Annotated in this window: 13 protein-coding genes and 1 pseudogene; 6 read left to right on the forward strand and 8 right to left on the reverse strand. The window is 53.5% G+C overall.

From position 1 onward, the window contains the following. Position 1: 1 nt before the first annotated feature. Both gmd and Z946_RS21125 read right to left on the reverse strand, forming a co-directional pair. Positions 2 to 1,024, reverse strand: a complete 1,023-nt coding sequence (gmd, locus tag Z946_RS0112825; protein ID WP_025056136.1) for a GDP-mannose 4,6-dehydratase — start codon at positions 1,022 to 1,024, stop codon at positions 2 to 4. After that, complete coding sequence (locus tag Z946_RS21125; RefSeq protein ID WP_052836100.1) at positions 1,021 to 2,910, reverse strand: FkbM family methyltransferase; 1,890 nt, start codon at positions 2,908 to 2,910, stop codon at positions 1,021 to 1,023. The genes gmd and Z946_RS21125 overlap by 4 nt, the downstream gene beginning before the upstream one ends. A gap of 200 nt (positions 2,911 to 3,110) precedes the next feature. On the opposite strand from Z946_RS21125, the gene Z946_RS21130 reads away from it, so the two are divergent. From Z946_RS21130 to Z946_RS0112850, 3 genes are all read left to right on the forward strand, one after another. Further along, positions 3,111 to 4,985, forward strand: coding sequence for a glycosyltransferase family 2 protein (locus tag Z946_RS21130; protein ID WP_025056137.1), 1,875 nt, complete (start codon positions 3,111 to 3,113; stop codon positions 4,983 to 4,985). A 354-nt stretch (positions 4,986 to 5,339) separates the two neighbouring features. Continuing rightward, positions 5,340 to 6,377: an efflux RND transporter periplasmic adaptor subunit gene (locus Z946_RS0112845; protein WP_025056138.1), complete on the forward strand. Its 1,038-nt coding sequence runs from the start codon at positions 5,340 to 5,342 to the stop codon at positions 6,375 to 6,377. A gap of 8 nt (positions 6,378 to 6,385) precedes the next feature. After that, positions 6,386 to 9,433 (forward strand): efflux RND transporter permease subunit, encoded by a 3,048-nt coding sequence (locus Z946_RS0112850; RefSeq protein WP_025056139.1) that lies wholly within the window; start codon positions 6,386 to 6,388, stop codon positions 9,431 to 9,433. A gap of 43 nt (positions 9,434 to 9,476) precedes the next feature. On the opposite strand, the gene Z946_RS0112855 is transcribed toward Z946_RS0112850, so the two are convergent. The 3 genes and pseudogenes from Z946_RS0112855 to Z946_RS0112865 form a co-directional block, all read right to left on the reverse strand. Continuing rightward, positions 9,477 to 10,085 carry a TetR/AcrR family transcriptional regulator gene (locus tag Z946_RS0112855; protein WP_025056140.1) on the reverse strand — a complete coding sequence of 203 codons (609 nt, stop codon included), beginning with the start codon at positions 10,083 to 10,085 and terminating at the stop codon, positions 9,477 to 9,479. A 3-nt stretch (positions 10,086 to 10,088) separates the two neighbouring features. After that, positions 10,089 to 10,740: pseudogene (locus tag Z946_RS20715) on the reverse strand (DsbA family oxidoreductase). Between the two features lie 258 nt (positions 10,741 to 10,998). Continuing rightward, positions 10,999 to 11,568, reverse strand: coding sequence for a carboxymuconolactone decarboxylase family protein (locus tag Z946_RS0112865; RefSeq protein ID WP_025056141.1), 570 nt, complete (start codon positions 11,566 to 11,568; stop codon positions 10,999 to 11,001). 392 nt (positions 11,569 to 11,960) lie between these two features. Here Z946_RS0112865 and Z946_RS0112870 point away from each other — a divergent pair, with 392 nt between their 5' ends. The 3 genes from Z946_RS0112870 to Z946_RS0112880 all read left to right on the forward strand — a co-directional run bounded on the left by Z946_RS0112870 (position 11,961) and on the right by Z946_RS0112880 (position 14,430). After that, complete coding sequence (locus Z946_RS0112870) at positions 11,961 to 12,929, forward strand: response regulator (protein ID WP_025056142.1); 969 nt, start codon at positions 11,961 to 11,963, stop codon at positions 12,927 to 12,929. A 152-nt stretch (positions 12,930 to 13,081) separates the two neighbouring features. Further along, the gene (locus Z946_RS0112875) at positions 13,082 to 14,071 is read left to right on the forward strand and encodes a response regulator (RefSeq protein ID WP_025056143.1); all 990 of its coding nucleotides are present in this window, start codon (positions 13,082 to 13,084) and stop codon (positions 14,069 to 14,071) included. Then, complete coding sequence (locus Z946_RS0112880) at positions 14,068 to 14,430, forward strand: Hpt domain-containing protein (RefSeq protein WP_025056144.1); 363 nt, start codon at positions 14,068 to 14,070, stop codon at positions 14,428 to 14,430. Before Z946_RS0112875 ends, Z946_RS0112880 begins: the two co-directional genes overlap by 4 nt. A 68-nt stretch (positions 14,431 to 14,498) precedes the next feature. On the opposite strand, the gene Z946_RS0112885 is transcribed toward Z946_RS0112880, so the two are convergent. From Z946_RS0112885 to Z946_RS0112895, 3 genes are all read right to left on the reverse strand, one after another. Continuing rightward, positions 14,499 to 14,873, reverse strand: coding sequence for a response regulator (locus tag Z946_RS0112885; RefSeq protein WP_025056145.1), 375 nt, complete (start codon positions 14,871 to 14,873; stop codon positions 14,499 to 14,501). 15 nt (positions 14,874 to 14,888) lie between these two features. Beyond that, positions 14,889 to 16,538: a PAS domain-containing sensor histidine kinase gene (locus Z946_RS0112890; protein ID WP_025056146.1), complete on the reverse strand. Its 1,650-nt coding sequence runs from the start codon at positions 16,536 to 16,538 to the stop codon at positions 14,889 to 14,891. A gap of 149 nt (positions 16,539 to 16,687) precedes the next feature. Next, entirely contained in the window at positions 16,688 to 19,876 is a 3,189-nt protein-coding gene (locus Z946_RS0112895; RefSeq protein WP_037969717.1) for a CHASE domain-containing protein, read from the reverse strand. Positions 19,877 to 19,999 lie beyond the last annotated feature (123 nt).

The raw sequence follows: 19,999 nt of genomic DNA on the forward strand, positions 1-19,999 counted from the left end.
CTTAACTGGCCGCTTTGGCGTCATCGTAGTCAGATTTTGCCATCATAGCTGCCAGTTCTTCGATGGAAGTCTGTGCTTTCCAGCCAAGCGCTTTTTCGGCCTTGCTGGCATCACCAATCAAAAGGCTGACCTCTGCGGGGCGATAGAACTTCGGGTTGATCCTTATGATCTGATTGCCTGTTTTTTTGTCCGTGGCCGTTTCTTTCTCGGCCTCGCCGTCCCACTCCAGTTCAATGTCCAACGCTTGTGCTGCAAAGTTTACGAAGTCTCGGATTGATGTCGTCACGCCTGTGGCCAGTACATAATCGTCAGCCACGTCCTGTTGCAACATGCGCCACATGCCCTCTACATAATCACGAGCAAACCCCCAATCACGCTTGGCGTCCATATTGCCCAGCTCGATTGCGTTGCAGTTTCCATTCGCGATCTGAGCTAGTCCAAGAGTGATCTTGCGGGTCACGAACTCAGGGCCTCGCAGGGGGCTTTCATGGTTAAACAAAATTCCCGAAGATCCGTGAAGATCAAAGCTCTCGCGATAGTTCATGGTCATGTAGTGGCCGAAAGTCTTGGCCACCCCATAGGGAGAACGGGGATGGAATGCTGTCATTTCCGATTGCGGGATGTCACGTACACGGCCGAACATCTCTGACGTTGAGGCCTGATAGAACCGTGCTTCGGGGCAATAGGTGCGGATAGCGTCAAGAAGCCTGACAACGCCCATGGCATTTACATCGGAAGTATAGATAGGCTGGTCCCAAGATGACCCGACAAAGCTTTGTGCCGCAAGATTATAGATCTCGTCGTATTTCCCTTCGCGGATGATACGGGTAACGCTATTGGCATCGCTCAGCTCGACCGTGATGATTTCAACTTTGTCAGCGACACCGATGCGCCGCAGGCGGTCCAGTTCGTCCAGCGAATTGCGTCTGATCGTGCCTGTGACATGGTACCCTTTGGACAAAAGCAATTCAGAAAGATACGCGCCATCCTGACCCGCAATTCCTGTAATCAATGCTCTTTTCATTTCTTGCTTCCCTCGTTTTTTGTTGTCTTTTCGGTTGTCCGTTGTGCGGCCCATACCGTTTCTGTGGACTTACCTTTCACAGGTTCAAGTCCGGCTTTTCTGATCTGCGCTTTACAGAATTCCATGCCTTCTTGCCCATAGACCTCGGGATGGAACTCCATGACGACGACATTGATACCGCTTAGGTCTGCCTCTCTTAAAAAATCTAACTCGCCGCCCTCTATGTCCATCAAAAGTACGGTGGGTCGGAAGTCTTCTTTCAACTTCGCAAAATCGTGCACTGGCACCGAAACGGTCTCGGAAAGCTCGCGCTGAGGCGCGTCCAACGAAGAAAAGGCGAAGCGTTTGGAAACATTGAAATCTATTTTTTGGGGGATGTTCTTACCAGCCATCAGCGCACCATGCGTGACCGAAATACGATCATCTACGCCATTGCGTCTGTACGTAGCCTCAACAACCTCAATCAGGTGCGGATTTGCTTCGAAGGATCGCATGACAGCGGGCTTGCAATTGTGGGCAACACTTGTTCCGACAATCCCGATCCCCGCGCCGCATTCCAACACACGGTCCCCTTCGTCTACCAAAAAAAGTGCGCCAGCTATTTCTTCTTTCTCGTAACGTCCGTTGTTGATCTTGCGTACCAGCCATTTAGGCCCGACCGCGTGAGATTGAGGGACCTCAATACCATGGCAAGCAGCGACGATACCGTCGGGCAAACCCTTGGGCGCTTCTGTCCCTTCCAGTCTGAATGAATACCGTGTTTCGCTGTTAAGCTTTTCAAGCAGTCCCTTAAGGGTTTTCTCGTCCAGCTCGGGCCAGTCGGCAGCGGTCGCCATACCAGCGCTTTCCAAGGCCGCCCCTGTGGCGGCAAAGTCCAGCTCTGCGATCGAAAAACGGTCGACCCGCTTTCTGTCGGATCGGATCCAATTCCGCCTTATTGCGTCCACTACGACAGGCTTACGCCCAATAAATGATGTCAGATTGGCTTCGATCCCAATGCTAATCGGAGAACTGCGCCGCTTTATCATTGCAATCTTCTGATCTGGTCCAGCGACCATTGCGGCCAGATGCAGGGCAGAGCCGTCAAGTGCGACGATGTCAGATGCTGCCTTGTATCGTGCAATCTGTGTTTGAAGGCTCTCCTTCTGAGGGTGAAAGGCGGTGTAGCCATCCTGCTCTAATCGTTTTTCGAGCAGGTTCTCACCAATGACGCCGCCGCGACGGGCACCGTAGGCAGACCGCGAGATGTAGAGCTTCTTCGGCCCGTCAGCCTCGATTTCATTTCCTATCCTGCTTTGGACGAACTTGCGGAAGGCCGGTGTACCGGTGGCCATCGTGCCCATGCCGAACGCCTGACCAGGTATAATTAGCCGCTCGACCTGTACTGGCGTGCGGACGACGCCGATGGGCGCTTTAATCCCGAATTGGTTGAACAACTCTTCCTGAAAGCCGGTTAGAACCGGCGCGCTATCATTGTGCCATGCGATTGCAGTGCTTTCATCGTGCTCGTCTGAACGCTTTTCCAGGAACAATACGCCGTCAATTTTTAGCTCTTCTGCCTCATAACCCCAGATTCGGCCGAGGCTCTCAACGAGGAAATGACCAAAATGACCGTGAAGAACGCCTCCCCAAAGGTACGTTCCTTTGACCGGATTGTCACTTTGGTCGAAGGTCGGGTTTTCCGCGGGGACCATCAGCGCCCTGCGGCGCCAAAGAACGGCATCATGGCAATAGGCATGATCAGAGGTATAGACGCCGCAGCCCTGTATTAAACTACGACCGTCCGACGGGATGATATGGGCATCCTTAACAGTTCTGATCTTGTGGGCCCAGTTAGACGGATCAACGGGGTTCGGCGGCTGATCGACCGCGCCTGCGTCTTTCATTCCCTGACTACCTTTGCTGCTCTACTCCTCTGATGGGAGTTTTATTCCGCCCGCTTGTATTCGAAATTTCTGACCAGTTACAGTTTTTTCCGGCAACCGGCCCCGATTTACAGGGGACCGTGCTGCAAGGTGTTGTATTGGGGAAGGCGACCACGCATAGTCTTGGAAAAAATTCGAGCAGACGGGAAAAGGAAGCAAAGATGCGGCCACCAACAGGCGGACCCGGTTTTGACGCAATAAAACCACGTATTTTCCAGATCGGTTTCAACAAATGCGGCACTCGCTCGTTCTACGATTTCTTTGAGAAAAACGGGATCAAGTCAGTTCACTACAAGCGTGGTGATCTGGCGCATGGCATCAGCTCCAACATAGCCGAAGGCAAGCCACCGCTTGAGGGGTGGGACAAATGGACCGCCTACACTGACATGCAATGGGTGAAAAAAACCGGCGTGATTGAGGCCTGTGGTTTTTACAAGGAGTTTGCGGCTTATTATCCCAGATCCTATTTCATTTTGAACACCAGAAGCAAAGACCGCTGGATCAAAAGCAGGTTGAACCACGGCACTGGCCAGAATTATGGAAACCGTTATCGTCTTGGTTTGGGCCTTTCCACAATGGATGAGACCGTTGCAGCATGGTCGGCAATGTGGGATTTGCACCACGAGAACGTGCAAAGGTTCTTCGCTGAAACCGGTCAGAACTTTCTTGTCTACAACATCGAGGAAGATGTGCCCGAAAGCCTGGAAAGGTTCCTCGCGCCTGACTTTGAGACAGACGCCAGTTTGTTCGGACATGAAGGGCAGACAAATTCGGAACCTAAAACCGTCAAGGCATCTCAGCCGGTCGCAGAAAAGGCGAGCAATCCGTACATCTCGAATGTCTCGGCTGTGAAAGGTGCTTCGAAACCGGCAGCGCCCAAGCCTGCCGTTGAAGCGAACCCGTTAGACGAAAAACTGGGCAAGAAGTTTCAGCCACACAACAATCTTGTCGCTTTTGATGAGGCGGCAACGATGGAACCTTTCGACGCAGTACCAATCAAGAATGCCGAGGAAGGCTGGACCGGTAATCTGATTGTCTCGATTGTGAAGAATGAAGGGCCCTTTTTGCTGGAGTGGATCGCATATCACCGTGCGATCGGGTTCAACCACTTTCTGATATTTTCTCACGCGTGTTCTGATGGAACGGACAAGATGCTGGCGCATCTGGACAAGCAGGGGATCGTGACCCACGTCCCATTGGGGAACCTCGAAGACACCACGCCGCAAGCCGCCGCTTTGGAAGATGTGATGAAGCATCCCAAAGTTTTTGCGGCGGACTGGATCGTTCACATTGACGTGGATGAATTCGTAAACATCAGAACAGATGATGGTACATTCGCCTCCTTGATTGGTAGCCTTCCTTCCAATGTCACTAACATTGCCATGACATGGCGCATCTTCGGCTCTGGCGGGAAAGAACAATTTGAAGACCAACTGACGCTGGCACAGTTTGACAGGTGCGCTCCGTCCTACCTTCCCAAACCGCACACGGCCTGGGGCTTCAAGACTGCCACTTCCAACGGTGGCGCATACCAATCGCTTACCGCACACCGACCCGGAAGCATTGCCAAGGGTTTCGAGAAGGAAGTGACTTGGGTCAACGGGTCCGGAAAGGATATCACAGACGCCCGAGCAAAAAGCGGTTGGCGTTCTGATGTGAAGACGGTCGGATATGACCTCGTGCAATTGAACCGATATCCGCTCCGCACTCTCGACAATTTTCTGCTCAAACGCGAAGAGGCGGCTGAAGGCGGAAAGCCGGAGCTGGAAAGCTGGATAGCGCTGGACTGGAACGGCTGTCAGGATATGACGATCCAACGCAATCTGCCCAGAATGCAAGCCGCGCTGGATCAACTAAAAGACGATGATTTGCTTCAGGAATTGCATGAAAGCGCCGTGGACTGGCACAAAGAACGGATTGCAGTCATCAAGAAGGACACGGCGATCAAAGCGTTTGTACAGGAGGCCTTGGGTACCGATCTCGACGATGTCTCCCGGGTCATTCATATTCTCGAAAATGACCGGAAAGGTGATTGAGGTTTAAGGGGTCCAGACACCTTCTACTCAATGTTCACCAGACAGAGTTTGCCAGAGGCAAAGCGCCAAGAACTACTGCCTTGGCCAGACGAAGCCAACTTCGCTGGCGATCTTTCAGATGCCGCGGTCCCGCTCGCTCATTCTTAGAGAATTTGTATGCACTGACGCCTCTTCCAAATCCGGCTGTCAGCGATAAGAAGTGTCGCATAACTGCCCCATAAGTGGGCAAGTTCACTTCAATCCGATCCCGTGACCATCTTGATTGCGCCTTTCACTCTTGAATGTTGGCCATGGCGGGAACATGTGCCGCAGATACCATAAGTGCAACATGCGTTGCGAACCAAGGAGACGCTGGTGAAAACGCTGATCAAGATCGCAACGCTCATGACTGTTGCCCTAATTCCTTTTACTGCAACAGCAGAGCAGCCCATCGTAAAAATTGAGGCTGTGAGCGCTGGAGATGAAGACCAGCAGCGTGTTTTCTTTGGTCGCGTCGTCGCACGAGAGACTGTTGATCTGGCGTTTCAGGTTGGTGGCCAGATTGTAGAAATTCCTGTGGAGGAAGGCGCTTTTATGGCCACCGGTGATCTGGTTGCCATGATGGACCAGCTCCCGTTCGAGCTCGCGCTAGAAGAAGCCGCCGCGCAGCAATCGCAGGCGGAGCGCACCGTGACCCGCTATAAGCAGCTTGTTGGCAGTGCTGTTGCAGAAACCAATCTGCAAGATGCGCAAACCCAATTGGATCTCAGCGCCATTGCCCTGAAGAATGCGGAGCGCGAGTTGGCGAACGCCACACTTCATGCTCCGTTTGACGGTATTGTCGCGGCCCGGCTGGAGCCGAACTATGCCACCGTGGCGGCGGGAACCCCCGTTGTTCGGCTCCATGATATGTCGGATCTGAGGATAGAAATCGACGTGCCCGAACAACTGTTCCAGCGCGCCGGACAGGACGCCGAAGTGACCTTGTTTGCCCAGTTTCTAACTGGAGACAAACAATACCCGCTGGAGATCAGGGAGTTCAACGCCGAAACCGAACAGGTGGGTCAGACTTACACCATCACATTGGGGATGGAGCCACAGGAAGGCCTGAACATCCTCCCCGGATCATCTGCCAAGGTAACTGCTTTCCTCGGCAAAGATGTCGCCCTTGTCGAAGTCCCGGCCTCTGCCGTTATCATCGAAAACGATAATTCGACCAGCGTCATGGTGTTCACGCCAACCGGTGCACTAGAAGGCACCGTCAACAAAACACCGGTTGAAGTGCAACCGACCGAGAATGGTAATGTGGCCGTGCTGTCCGGGCTGGAGCCCGGTCAGGAGTACGTCGCAATTGCGGCTGACAGGTTGACAGACGGGCAGGCGGTACGCCGCTTCACCGGCTTCGGGGACTGAGAATTTCAATGGATATCGCACGTCTGTCTATCAATCGCCCGATCTATACCTGGATCGTTATGCTTATCTGCCTCCTCGGTGGCCTTTGGGGGTTTAGCTCTCTCGGACGGCTCGAAGATCCGGCATTTACCATCAAGACAGCGATTGTTGTCACCCAATATCCGGGAGCCTCGGCGGAAGAGGTGGCGCTTGAAGTGTCAGAGCCGATTGAATCCCAGATACAAAAGATGGGTGAGGTCAAAGACATCCAAACCATGAACCAGCCGGGACTTTCATGGATCACGGTCAATATGCGCGACCAGTACGATGGCACCGAGTTGCCGGAAATCTGGACCAAGCTCCGAAACCGTGTAGGTGATGCGGCGCTTCCCAGCGGCACATCCATTCCGTTCGTGAATGATAATTTCGGTGACGTCTACGGCATGTACTACGCGGTCACGGCCCCCGGCTATACTGACGCCGAAATGAACGATCTGTCCGAATTTTTGCGCCGCGAGCTTCTTGCTGTCGAGGGCGTATCTGATGTGAGTCTTTCCGGTGTTCCGAACGAAGTGATCTTTATCGAGCCTAATCTTGCGTTGACCACGAACATGGGTATCCCGCCTTCCGCGATTATCGGCGCGATTTCCGGTGCCAACGAGATGGTAGATGGTGGCGAGATCCAGTCACCACAGGGCCGCACGATTATCCAGCGCCCGAACGGGTCTGACACCGTCTCCGAAATTGCAGCACTGTCTATCGGTGTGGGCGGGGAGGTTGTTAACCTCTCTAACTTTGCCGATGTCTACCGCAGCCGCGAGGCCAATCCGAACCTGATCGTGCGGCACAATGGCACCGAGGCGTTCACCTTGGGTGTTGCAGGTATCTCAACCGAGAATATCGTCGAGGTGGGTAAACGCGTAGATGCCCGACTGGATGTTCTGCGGTTGGATATCCCCGTGGGTATATCAATTGAGCCGGTCTATCAGCAGCACGTTGTGGTCGAAGAAGCCTCCAACGCCTTTCTGGTTAACCTCGCAATGTCGGTGGCAATTGTGGTAATCGTGCTGGCTGTTTTCATGGGCTGGCGGGCTGCAGTGGTCGTTGGCTCTACCCTGTTCCTGACGGTTCTGGGGACACTATTCTTCATGGCCCTTGCCTCGATCGAGATGGAGCGGATTTCGCTTGGCGCCTTAATCATTGCGATGGGGATGCTTGTCGATAATGCGATCGTGGTGGCGGAAGGGATGCAGATTTCCATGCATAAAGGCCGCAATTCGCGCGATGCCGCGACTGAAGCAGCAAGCAAAACGCAAATCCCGCTGCTTGGTGCCACGGTAATTGGTATCATGGCCTTTGCCGGGATCGGGCTGAGCCCGGACGCGACGGGCGAATTTCTGTTCTCACTGTTTGCGGTCATAGGGATTTCGCTTTTGCTATCTTGGGTGTTGGCGATCACTGCGACACCTCTGTTGGGGCACTTCCTGTTCAAACAGGGCGACGGTGCGCAAACAGGTGGCTACGATGGCGTTCTGTTCCGCACCTATGCGGCGGTCTTGCGCGCCAGTCTGAAGCTGCGCTGGATCGTGGTTGCCGCGTTGATCGCAACGACTGTCGTCTGCTTTGCCATGTTCGGCCAGATCAAGCAGCAGTTCTTTCCTGACAGCAACACGCCGCTCTACTTTGTGCACTACAAACTGCCGCAAGGGGCTTCGATTCATCAAACGTCCGACGATATGCTCGTGCTCGAAAACTGGCTGTCGGAGCGCGAAGAAGTCACCGCGACGACGGCGTTCATAGGGATGGGCGCGTCACGATTTATGCTGACCTATGACAGCGAAGATCCGAACCCCGGCTATGGTCACCTGATCGTCCGTGTGACATCGCTTGACGTGATCGAAGATGAAATGAATGCGCTTGAGGCCTATGCGTTGTCGGCTATCCCTCAGGGTGAATTCCGCGTGAAACGACTTGCTTTCGGTCCCGGCGGCGGTGCCCCGATCGAGGTCCGTTTTTCCGGCAGTGATGCTGATGTCCTACGTGATCTGGCCGATGAGGCGATTGAACGTTTGTCGGCGGCGTCGGATAACGTCGTGGCGCCCCGTCATGACTGGCGCGAGCGCGAGCTTGTCCTGCGACCGATCTATTCCGCTGACCGTGCCCAGGACGCAGGTATTTCGCGGTCAGACATTACGCAAACACTGCAAATTGCAGTCGAGGGCATGGCAGCTGGCACGTTCCGCGAAGGCGACCGACAGATCCCGATAACGATACGCGTGCCGCGCGACAGCGATATGTCTTTGACGGATCACGTGATCTATTCTGACAGCGGCGGCGGCTTTGTCTCAATGGAACAGGTCATCGACGGGTTCGTCTTCGAGCCGCAGGACACACTGCTGCTACGGCGAGACCGTGCAGACGTGATAACAGTTGGCGCAGACATTCCGCGTGACATGACAGCTTCAGAGGTCCTTGCCGAGGTGCGCGAGACCATCGAAGCGATGGAAATACCAAGCGGTTACGAAATGGAGTGGGGCGGGGAGCTGGAAAGCTCCACAGATGCGCAAGCGTCTCTCGCGGGGCAGCTGCCCTTCAGTATCATCATTATGATCCTGATCTCGGTACTGCTGTTCAACGCGCTCCGTCAGCCAATCATCATTTGGCTCTTGGTGCCAATGGCGGTCAACGGGGTCAGCCTTGGGCTGCTTGGATCAGGCTTACCCTTCACGTTCACGGCTTTGCTAGGTCTGCTGTCGCTATCGGGCATGCTTATTAAAAACGGCATCGTTTTGATTGAAGAAATCGACCTGACCCGTGAAGCGGAACCGAAGCTGCCGTTGGCGGATGCGATTGTATCAGCCTCGACATCAAGACTGCGGCCTGTGTTTCTGGCAGCGGCAACGACAATTCTGGGGATGCTGCCGCTGATCAGCGATGCTTTCTTTCAGTCGATGGCGGTGACGATTATGGGGGGGTTGGCATTCGCATCAGTGCTTACACTTATAGCGGCACCGGTGTTGTACTTCATTTTCTTCAAGCGTTCTGCCCAGCGGGAACTGGACGCGCTGCCTGCCTAGATTTGTTAAGGCGGTCATCGTTCGGCATAAAGCGGGTCTTAATTTAGTGAAGGGACGAGCCTGCGCCCAACTGCATGGTTTCGGTCGCCATATCTTCAGCGAGTGATTGTATGTGCGACTTGTCACCGCCGCGTTGCAGCTCGACCCGCAGGGCCGTGATGTTGGCTTGAAACCGTCTTGCAAGCCGGCTTGCGTCTGCGTCTGCGGGGATTTCTCCCGCATCTCTCGCTGCCTCAAAAGCGGCTTCGAACTCGGCACACATCTGATCGAGATAAGTCTGGGAGGCCTTGGCAAGTGTAGGGTCTGTCGAATTGGTATCCACCAATGTTTTCATCAGCATGCAGGCTTGACGTGATTGATCGCCATCAGCCAGCTCGACATACTTGCTGAACTGCGAAGCCAGACCTTGGAGGGGTGACTTTGCAGCTGCCATTTGGGCGCGAAAACCTTCGCGCGAGAAGTCGAAGTACCGCTCTATCGCCAGCAGATAAAGGTTCTCCTTGTTCTCGAAGGCCGCGTAAATGCTGCCGGGCTTCATCGCGAGCGCTGTTTCCAGATCCTTGAGCGAAGTCGCATGATACCCTTTGCGCCAGAAGATGGTCATGGCTGCATCCAGTGCGGCATCCCGATCATAATTCGCAGCGCGGGCCATGGTTCAACCTTTCAAATCTGCCAGTTGAGACAAAATACTGGTATAATTCTCTACGCCTTGCGCGCCGGTGACAAGATGCTGACGGTCAAAGACCATGGCAGGAACGCCAGAGATGCCCTGCTGCTGCCAAAAAGTCTCCGCGTTGCGGACTTCAGCTGCGAAACGCTGGTCATCTAGCACTTGTACTGCCTCTTCACGATCAAGGCCGATGTCGCCTGCAACATCAGCCAATACTTCATCATCTGACAGATCGCGTCCGTTTGTGAAGTGCGCCTCGAACAGCGCCAACTTCAGGTCGTGCTTGCGTCCCTGAAGCTCGGCCCAATGCAAAAGCTGATGGGTGTTGAAAGTGTTGTGCATCCGAAAGTCTTCTGTCCACCGGAAATCAAACCCCAAATCGGAACCAAGCTTTGTCATTTGCGCACGGTTTTCAACGGACTGGGCACGCGTGGCCCCGTACTTCTCGGCGATATGCTCGAACCCGTTCTGCCCTTCGGGGGGCATCTGCGGGTTCAGTTCAAAAGGGGTGCCAGTGAATTTCATGCTCTGTGCCGGATGCCTCAAGCGCATCGGCAAGCTGGCGATAGCCGATGATACACCAAGGGCACATCACGTCAGAAATAATATCGATACGGAGCGGTTCAGTCATGGTCATCTACTTTCGTTTTGATCCGGTTTCTCCGCGTGTCAGTGTTCATCGATAACGAGTGAGCGGAGCGGGGGGCGAACATATACTTAGACGTGCAGGTAGTGGCTGGCACCGTCTTCTGCAATGCGCTGGGCTGACAGTCGTTTATCTGTGAAGGTCCCAAGCGTCGGTCAGATTAATTTTGGCGACAACAAGGCGTGACGGCAAAGTAACTTGCCATGCAGGCGAAAGCCGGGGCAGGCCGAAGACCACCCCGGCAACTGATCATTCAGCCGCGACTGCTGTTTTCTTTTCCCACGCAAATTTCTCAAACACCTGATCGACCGGTGTCTTCGCAAAGTGGTTAGTGTAGTTCGACATCAGCTTCTGCGCAGCACCCAGAATGATCTCAAGAATGTTGGTTTCTGTGAAACCCGCATCCAGAAATGCCTGCGTTTCAGCATCAGATACAAAACCACGGTCACGGATGATAGCGAGCGTAAAAGTGCGCAGCGCTTCGAGCTTGTCTGTCGGCAGTGGTGTCTCGTTGCGCAATGCTTCGGTGATCGCGTCATCGATCTTCATCATCTTGGCGATACCGGTGTGGGCAGGCACACAGTAGTGGCAGTCGCTCTCAACGTTGATTGTCTGCCAAACCACTGTTTTTTCTTCATCTGTAAGTGAAGTAGCCATGAATTGTTGGTGGGCAAAGTTATACGCGGCCAGCAGTGGGGGCGCGTCCGCCATAGTGCCGTGAAGGCCCGGAATGCGGCCATTGTTCTTGAGAGATGTTTCCAGAAGCGGCTTGCCCGCCTCGGGTGCAGATTCAATCGTATGGATTTTGAAGGACGCCATGATTTTTCCTTTCAGGTTTCTGTTTTACGATGGGGCAGAGATAGGAGTTTTTGAGTGATTGCTCAATGGTGCATTTGAGCAATCACTCAAATGTGAGAGGAGGTAAAAAAAGGACTCTCTTCCGTTAAAGAGTTGCCATCTTTTGATGCAACATTCTGGAAGGCATCGCAGCGTGCTTTGGGATCTATAGGTACGCGGACAGACGCAGCGGTAGCGTGATCAGGCCATCGACGGGTTCGAAATGCTTGCAATGGCAATTCCAAAATTCTATTATAAGTTGTCTTATTCTTTCCTCAAACACGTCATGGATTTGTCGCGGAGAGGGTTTCCTATAGACCGACAACTTCGACGCCCAGGTAAAATGCGCCGAATAACAAAAGGAAACGAGCGCTATGCATATCTTCGTAGTGGATGATGACCCGCTAATGCTGGAACTTCTTTCGGAGACCTTGCGTGAAGAGGACGGTTTCCGCCTTGATATGTATGCATCCGCAGAAGCCGGTCTGGCCGCGCTGGACAGCAAGGAAGAGACATACGACTGTATGTTGCTTGATATCATGCTTCCCGGGATGGACGGAGTAGAGCTTTGCGAAGTTCTGCGGAAATCCAGCCGGTATGTTTCCACACCAATCCTAATGATTACGGGCAGTGCTGAAATCGGCCTGATGGATCGCGCGTTCAAGGCAGGGGCCACTGACTTTATCCTCAAGCCGTTTAACCAGAACGAGCTGAAGGCGCGGGTAAACATGGCCGGTATGTTGAACCAGAGCCTCGCGGTTTCCAGCCACACCATGCGGGAACTGACAGAACGGATGAAAATCCGTTTCGAAGAACCGCTTGATCTGGCTATTCCCGGAATGTGCAACGCGCTGGCGCTGGAGAACGAGCTTCTACGCTACCGGGCGGGCTGTTTCGCAATGACGATGTTCAGTTTCGAGGTGATCGGTCTGCGCGGCATATACCGTTCTGTCCGAACGCCTGCCTTCCGCACCTGTCTTGATCTGATCGGCAAAGCCGCAGTGGACATGCTCAAGAACTACAACGCGCGACTGGCATATATAGGTCGGGGCCGTTTCGTCGGTGTCATCATGGACCGGAACCGCCATGAGCGTGACTTCTTAAGCGCCGCCCTCAACCGTAAGCTTGCCAAAATCTGGGATGTGGGTGCCACGGGCGTACCTGTCCCGCCCGAAACGCAGTTTTCTGCAATTGCTGCACAGCGGCTGTGGTCCGGTATCTCGGCAGGCGACATGCTTCGGGTCTTCGTAGATGCTTCCGGCAGCTTGGGTGATCTGACAGAAGACGATGAGAACGACCTTTTTGCCAGGTTGGACAAAGAACTCACTCAGGTGCCCAAGTAAGAGCCAATGCAGTGATGTCAGGTGAACAATCTGATGAATTTGCAGGAGATTGTTTCGAAACGCCCAAATTTGGCCACGTTTCGCGTTCAGGTAGAGGGTAGCGAACAGGCATAACCACACTTGCGAAGCAAGAGGGTGTAGTGGAGAGAAAAATGAGAATTCTGGCCGTTGATGATGATCCGATCATTCTTGAGCTGCTGACCCAGTTCGTCAGCATAATTGGCGAGCATGAACTGATGACAGCGCAGTCCGGCCCTGAAGCGCTTGATCTCGTGCATGCGCCTGACACCGGAACTTTTGATTGTTTTCTCTTTGACATTCAAATGCCGCATATGGATGGCATACAACTGACCGGTGCGATCCGCGAGACAACGCGCTATGCTGACACACCGATCCTTATGCTGACGGCCATGTCGGACAGACGCTACATTGATGCGGCCTTTACGGCTGGCGCGACCGACTACGTCACAAAACCGTTTGAAATCCCAGAGCTTAAGGCACGTCTTGCCCTTGTCGAAGGATTGGTGCAGGCGCGTAAATCCCGCACGCGAAAGATCTTTGCAACACAGGGACTTTCGGCAGGTCAACACTCCGAAGATGTCGCTCACACTATAGGCCTTCACGAGCCGATCTCTGTTTACGATGTGGACAAGGTTATTGATTACACGGCCATGCAGAACTACGTGGCGCAACTTGCGCGCGGCGCGCTGTTCGGGTCGTCCACTTTTGCCTTCACGATCCGCAAAATCGAAGAGCATCACGCCGCGATGTCCGCCTTCGAGTTCGCCAGCCTTATCTCCGACGTATCCGAGGTAATTTCGGATACGCTGGCAGAGTATGAGTTCCTGATGGCTTATGCCGGCAACGGGACATTCGTTTGTGTAACCGAAAGCGGATGGCGCCCGAATATGTCCAATCTGATGGACGCGGTGAACCTGTCTCTGTCCAGAACAGAACTTTATGATAACGCTGGCCAGCAGCTTTATGTGCGCGTCAGCGCCGGAGAGGCCGTCCGCCTGATCTGGAAATCCGAAAGCTCGGTTATGGAAGCGGTAGGGGTCGCCCACGCATCCGCAGAAGCCGCCAGTGTAAGGCACGAGCGGGCTATGAACGATCTCTGGATTACAGAGCACCGCGCATGAAAGACCTGAACGAGACGTTGCCGGGTATCGAACGGATTAAACTGCGCTTTCTGGACCTTCTGCAATCCCGACAGGGGGCAATAGCGCAGTGCGCATTGACCGCTTGGGAAGCTTCCGATCCCGACGTGGTGCGTAACCAACTTTCCGAAGCTCAAGGCATTTTGCACCAGATCGCAGGAAGCGCAGGTTCACTTGGGTTTGCATCTTTGGGGCAGATCGCACGAGACTGCGAAGGCGACATTATTCAGTATGTCTCCCACGCTCATCAAACGCCTGTGCCAGTCTGTGTGGAGGTCATGGAGAGCCTCGACAGATTTGTATCGGCAAGCCAGGATTTGCTGCAGGACGCTGCACAATAAAGCCGCCTCAAGGGCGGCTTTGTTCTGAAATCATCACATTTTAGTCAGACCAGTCGACGCGAGACGCCTTAGTCCGCGCGTCCGATGGCATTTTTGATCTGGTCCCCAAGGGTCATCGGATCAAAGGGCTTGCTAATCACTTCAGCAGCACCAGTATCAAGCAACTCTTCAATCTCTGCGTGCTGGGCGCGTGCGGTCATAAATATCGCGGGGATGTCGGCAAACGCAGCCTTCTTGCGCATCTGCTCAAGTGTCTGACGACCGGTCATGCCGGGCATCATCATATCCAGCAGCACAACATCGGGCGTATAGCTTTCGACCTTGGCAAGCGCTGCCTCTCCGGACTCGCATTGAACGATCTCGAATTCGCCTGAAAGGCCCAAAGCCATCTCGGCGATTTCACGGATGTCGGCGTCGTCTTCTACATGAAGAAGTTTAATCATTACGTGCCCCTCGTATCAGGCGATTTGTTTTGTGTCGCTGTTATCAGCCGCTATCATATCAGGAAGAACCTTGGGCAGGGTGAAAAAGAACGTGGTGCCGACACCAACCTCTGTTTCAAATCCGATCGAGCCGCCAAGGTTCTCCACGATAGCTCGGCAAATGCTTAACCCCAGACCTGTACCGCCCTTGGACGCACGGTCAGAGTTTGTCATGTCTGCAAAGCGGTCAAAGATTTTGTGCTGCTCGTTGGCGGGAATACCCTGACCACTGTCCTTGACAGCAATGCGTACCTGTTCGGCGTCGTCTTCGACACTGACTGTAATGCTGCTGCCTGGTGATGAAAATTTGTAAGCGTTTGATAGAAGGTTCGTCAAAACCTGAATGATCCGGTTCGGATCGGTATGCATCATCACAGGGGCGTCGACGCCCTGCAGAACAGTCTCCACACCGAACCGCTGCTGGAACATCGCGTTCGCGGTGTCTGTCTCCTGCACCAGCTCAGCCAAGTCTACCTCTTTGATATCAAAGTCCATCTGTCCATTGGAAATCTTATCGAGGTCGAGAATGTCGTTAATGATAAGGATCAAGCGATCCGCGTTTCTATGCGCAATTTCAAGAAGGGCAGAGGCTTTGTCAGGCAGCTCACCGGCTGAACCGGACAAAAGCAGACCCATCGCGCCTTTGATCGACGTGAGCGGTGAACGCAGCTCGTGGCTGACCGTCGAGATGAACGCAGATTTTTGCTGTTCTTGCTCAAGGTGTTCAGAGATATCGTTAAACAGGATCAGATAGCGGCCCGTTCCGGCACCACCGGGCAAAAACTTTACGCTGACGTGCATAGGTACACCAAGCAAACTCGCTTTGAACTGTGTGCTGGATCCGCCGTTCTTACGCAGTGTGCGGCAGGCCTGAAGCACCTCTTCAATTTCCTGATCATGGTTCAGGTCACTGAGGTTCTTCGATTTGTACTCTGCTTCGCTCATCGACAAGCGACCCTTGGCGGACCTGTTCATATAGCTGAACTTCTCCGTCTCGGAATCGACAATCCAGATGTCGTCCCGCAGCTCGTTAAGCGTCTGTGTCGTTTGCCGTTCCGTGATCAGATCGTGCGCTTGCGTGACATCGGTACGGGCGGAAATCGAACCGGACCAATTTCCATCTTCGTCAAAAAGCGGCATGATCGTTGCATGTGTAAACAGGACACTACCGTCCTTGTGGCGCAGCTGCGTCTCGCCCTGCCATGTTTTCCCGCGTTCCAGAAACCCGCGCACCTCGTCGGCCTTGTTCTTCGCAGGGTCGTCATACAGCACACGAACTTGCTGACCGATCAATTCTTCGCGCGAATATCCAGTGAGGGAGAGCAGGCTGTCATTAACTTCTGTCAGCGCGTTCTGGTCGTTCACGATATTGATGCAGGCGTGCTTGTTCAGTGCGTCAAGCCGTTGGGACATTGACAGTAATTCGGTTGCAGAACTGGCTTTCGCTTTGCGACGCAGGATATATGTCGGCAACAGGCTGGCAACCGCGATTGCGCCGCCCGCCGGTAGAACGCTGCCCAATGTTCCGGTCAGAAACGCAGTAGAAGCTGCGTACCAGACAGCTGCAACACCACAGCCGCTGAGTGCGGCTAGAGCAACTTCATTTTTCTGTTTTTCCGGTGCCATCGATTCACCTGCTTTTACAAAACATACGCCCACCAATGACTGGTAGACCGCATTTTTGTTAAATCCTTATGCCAAGTATATGCAGATGAAACTGGGCGGTATTATGTCCAAGTCTGCACGAACTTTGGGCGGTATATAATCCGCCGCAACTATGAGGCGATTGATCCATCGAAGTCGACAGCGGAGACGAGTGTTGCGATGCCGGCACGGCTTTTGACGAGGCTCGCAAAGAGACGAGAATCGTATTTCCGGTCTGCATCAGCAGACAACGCAACGATCCGGGCATGTGGCTGACGCTCGATGATTTCATCCAGAAGGGTATTGGCATCACCGTCTGGCAGGGTCCAATCCAATAGGACGACGTCAAAGTGACCCGCGCAGATTGCCTTTTTCGCAGCTGCAAGCGAACTGGCGTTTTGAATATCAGCAACGCCACTCAACGCACCCGATACGACTTCGGCAAAATCGCTGTCATCCTCGATATGCAACAAGGAAGGCACATCAAGCGGTCTAAGCGTTAGTCTGGGCGAATACGTCTGGGACTTCCCTGCCTTGTTCGACAATGGAATGGTGAACCAAAAAACCGTCAAGCCGTTCGGAATGCTTTCAAACCCGATCTTTCCACCGTGTCTGAGCACAATTTGTCTTGTGATATTAAGCCCAAGTCCGGTGCCGCCTTTGGCGCGTGTGTCGGAGCTGTCTGCTTGTGAGAAAGCTTCGAAGATCCGAGAGCGGAAAGCGTCGGGGATGCCCGGTCCGGTATTCTGGACAAAAACAATCGCCTGATTGTCGATACGCTCCGCCCTGACGATGACTTCGCTGCCTGTGTCGGAATATTTGCATGCGTTGGAAATCAGATTGGCCAAAACCTGCTTGGTACGGCGCGCATCCGCAAGAATGACAAGCGGTTCTTCCTGAACCTCAAATCTCAGTGTGTTTTCGTGCGTCACAGCAAATGGGAGAATTTCACGTTCGGTGTTCTCCATCACTTCGCCAAGATCAACATCTTCGATGTCGAAGGTAATCTCTCCCGAGGCAATCCTCTCAAGATCAAGGATGTCGTTTACAAGATCGGTCAAGCGTTCGGCGTTAGAGCTGGCAATCTCGATCAGACGTGCGTTCCCTTTGCTCAACTCTAGGTCCTTGGAGGCCGTCAAAAGCCCCAAAGCACCCTTGATAGAGGTTAGCGGGGTGCGCAGTTCATGGCTGACGGTTGAGACAAATTCGTCCTTCAACTGGGCCAGTCGTTTCTGCTCTGTGATGTCGATCACCTGAGTAATGAACAGGTTGGTGCCTTCGTTTTTGTCGAAAGACCAAGAGATGTTCAGAAGGCCCCAGCGTTCGCGATCTCCTGCGCAGATGATACGGTGTTCACCAGTATAAACGGACGACTCACCTTCCTTCATCAAATCTGTGACGGCGATGTACATCGCCTTGCGGTGTTCCCGTGGGATCAGGTCGGCAAGCTGGCCGTTCTGAAGAAGGTCCTTTTCACTGCGGCCGCTAAGCTGACAGAAAGCTGCGTTCACACCAATAAAGTCGCCTTTGTCATTCGTCATCGCCATGCCGATAGGGGCGTTTGACAAGACCTGCCGGAAAAGCTTCTCGCTGGCCTCCAGCGCGTTTCTGTCGTGTCGAAGGCCGGTCACGTCGGTCTGCGTGCCAATCATGCGCAAGGCAGTGCCATCAGTGTCACGTTCAACGATCACGGCATCTGACCGCATCCACGACCATCCGCCTTCGCGGTTCTTCAGTCGGTATTCAGCAATCGAGCGTTCGGTCCGCCCTTCGATACAGTCCAGGTCAGCCTTGGCAAGAACAGCTACATCATCAGGATGGATGCGCGACATAAAGAGCTTCTGGGTGTCCAAGCCTCCGCAATTGTCGTCAAACCCCATGATCCGGCACCATGTCTCGGATACTTCGGACTTTCCGGTTGTAAGATTAATGTCGAAAACGCCAATCTCTGCGCCTTGCAACGCCATGTCATAAAGCGCCTTGTTGCGTGTCAGATCGCGCTGTGCGTTATTTTGTTTTGTCAGGTCGCGAAGGATAACAGTCGTTGATGCTGTTCCCTCACTGTCAATCCAGTCATTGCGCTGCAAATCCAGCTCGAGCCTGCGACCATCTTTGCTGTTTCCGATTGCATTGTGCGTCTCGGTCGGAACTGGCAGTTGCGAAGCAAGATAGGAAAACCTCATTCCCCGCATCTCGGCGTCCGTGTATCCAAAACAATTCTGCGCAGCGAGGTTGGCAAACCGAACCCTGTCTGAATCATCGAGCAAGAGAACCGATGTCACGTCGTTTTCGATGATCGATTTATTCTCTTCTTCGCGCGCAGTGATTTGTTTCGCACGTAGCTTCGCAATCTCCGCCAAAGACGCTGACTGTCTGCGAAAACTGCGCAGCACCATCACAAGAAACGCCGTGAGGGCAAGACCGGCAATCAAAACGGCAAGTGGCTGGTAGGTGTGGAAACGTTCATCGAAACTGGCCGTGCTTGAATAGGCAAGCGTCCACGTTCTGCCGAACTGGTCAATCTGATAGGTCGCCGCGTACTGTCCCGCCTCTTCCGTATTGTCGCCAACGTCGTAGATCAATTCCCCGTCTTCTGCTGAGGGGCCATCATATACACGTACGGTAAAGCTTGACCCATGCCCTGCGGTCAGGCCGTCGATCAGATTGTGCGAGACAAAGCCAGCACTCACCCAGCCTTTGAACTCACCCGGGTCGCCGACATCGTCATGCACAAATATTGGCGTAAAAAGCACAAAGCCGAGAACCCGCTTGTCGGCCGTTACAAGTTGCACAGGCGGTGTCATCTGGGGCTGCCCCGTCGCCTTTGCGCGCTCAAGGGATTCTGCACGGTCAGTCGTAAACGAAAGATCAAGACCGATTGCGCTTTGGTTTGTTACCTTTGGTTCAACATACTTGAGGATGTAGTGCTGATCGCTGTCCGAGCGCCGCTTGATCGTAAAGTTTGGCCGCCCCTCCATGCGCATTTTGCGAACAAAAGGATAAAGCTCTTCATCGGAAATGCCTACGACAAGAGCCAGACCGCCGATGCTTGGCAGTTTCTCTCTGACCTGAAGGGTTTCGACATATGTCTCGAAATTGTCTTCGGTTACCTTGTCGGCCGATGCAACGTAGGCGGCAATGCCGTTGATGCTTTGAAGATATGTGGAAAGCCTGGCGCGCAGCACCTGAACACCGGCGTCTGACAGTCGCTGGAATTCGCGGTCGGCGACCTTGGTGTTATTATCAACGCTTGCGTGATACCAGCTACCTGTGAGGCCAAGGCACAACACGACGAGAAATATTTCTAAACGTGATGTCACCACTCACCTACACAATTAGATTCTTGTTTTCGTATCCGTGCCTCAACACGCGGCATCCGTTTTTCGGACAGCATTGTTCTAGGTAAAGTTGATAAAAGACAGCGGGGGTACAATCAATCCGTA

Source organism: Sulfitobacter noctilucicola, assembly GCF_000622385.1.
Classification (GTDB): Bacteria; Pseudomonadota; Alphaproteobacteria; order Rhodobacterales; family Rhodobacteraceae; genus Sulfitobacter; species Sulfitobacter noctilucicola.

Bases quoted from the DNA above. Each gene is read 5' to 3' on its own strand.
- gmd (WP_025056136.1), bottom strand. From the start codon at position 1,024: ATGAAAAGAGCATTGATTACAGGAATTGCGGGTCAGGATGGCGCGTAT.
- Z946_RS21125 (WP_052836100.1), bottom strand. From the start codon at position 2,910: ATGAAAGACGCAGGCGCGGTCGATCAGCCGCCGAACCCCGTTGATCCG.
- Z946_RS21130 (WP_025056137.1), top strand. From the start codon at position 3,111: ATGCGGCCACCAACAGGCGGACCCGGTTTTGACGCAATAAAACCACGT.
- Z946_RS0112850 (WP_025056139.1), top strand. From the start codon at position 6,386: ATGGATATCGCACGTCTGTCTATCAATCGCCCGATCTATACCTGGATC.
- Z946_RS0112855 (WP_025056140.1), bottom strand. From the start codon at position 10,085: ATGGCCCGCGCTGCGAATTATGATCGGGATGCCGCACTGGATGCAGCC.
- Z946_RS0112865 (WP_025056141.1), bottom strand. From the start codon at position 11,568: ATGGCGTCCTTCAAAATCCATACGATTGAATCTGCACCCGAGGCGGGC.
- Z946_RS0112870 (WP_025056142.1), top strand. From the start codon at position 11,961: ATGCATATCTTCGTAGTGGATGATGACCCGCTAATGCTGGAACTTCTT.
- Z946_RS0112875 (WP_025056143.1), top strand. From the start codon at position 13,082: ATGAGAATTCTGGCCGTTGATGATGATCCGATCATTCTTGAGCTGCTG.
- Z946_RS0112880 (WP_025056144.1), top strand. From the start codon at position 14,068: ATGAAAGACCTGAACGAGACGTTGCCGGGTATCGAACGGATTAAACTG.
- Z946_RS0112885 (WP_025056145.1), bottom strand. From the start codon at position 14,873: ATGATTAAACTTCTTCATGTAGAAGACGACGCCGACATCCGTGAAATC.
- Z946_RS0112890 (WP_025056146.1), bottom strand. From the start codon at position 16,538: ATGGCACCGGAAAAACAGAAAAATGAAGTTGCTCTAGCCGCACTCAGC.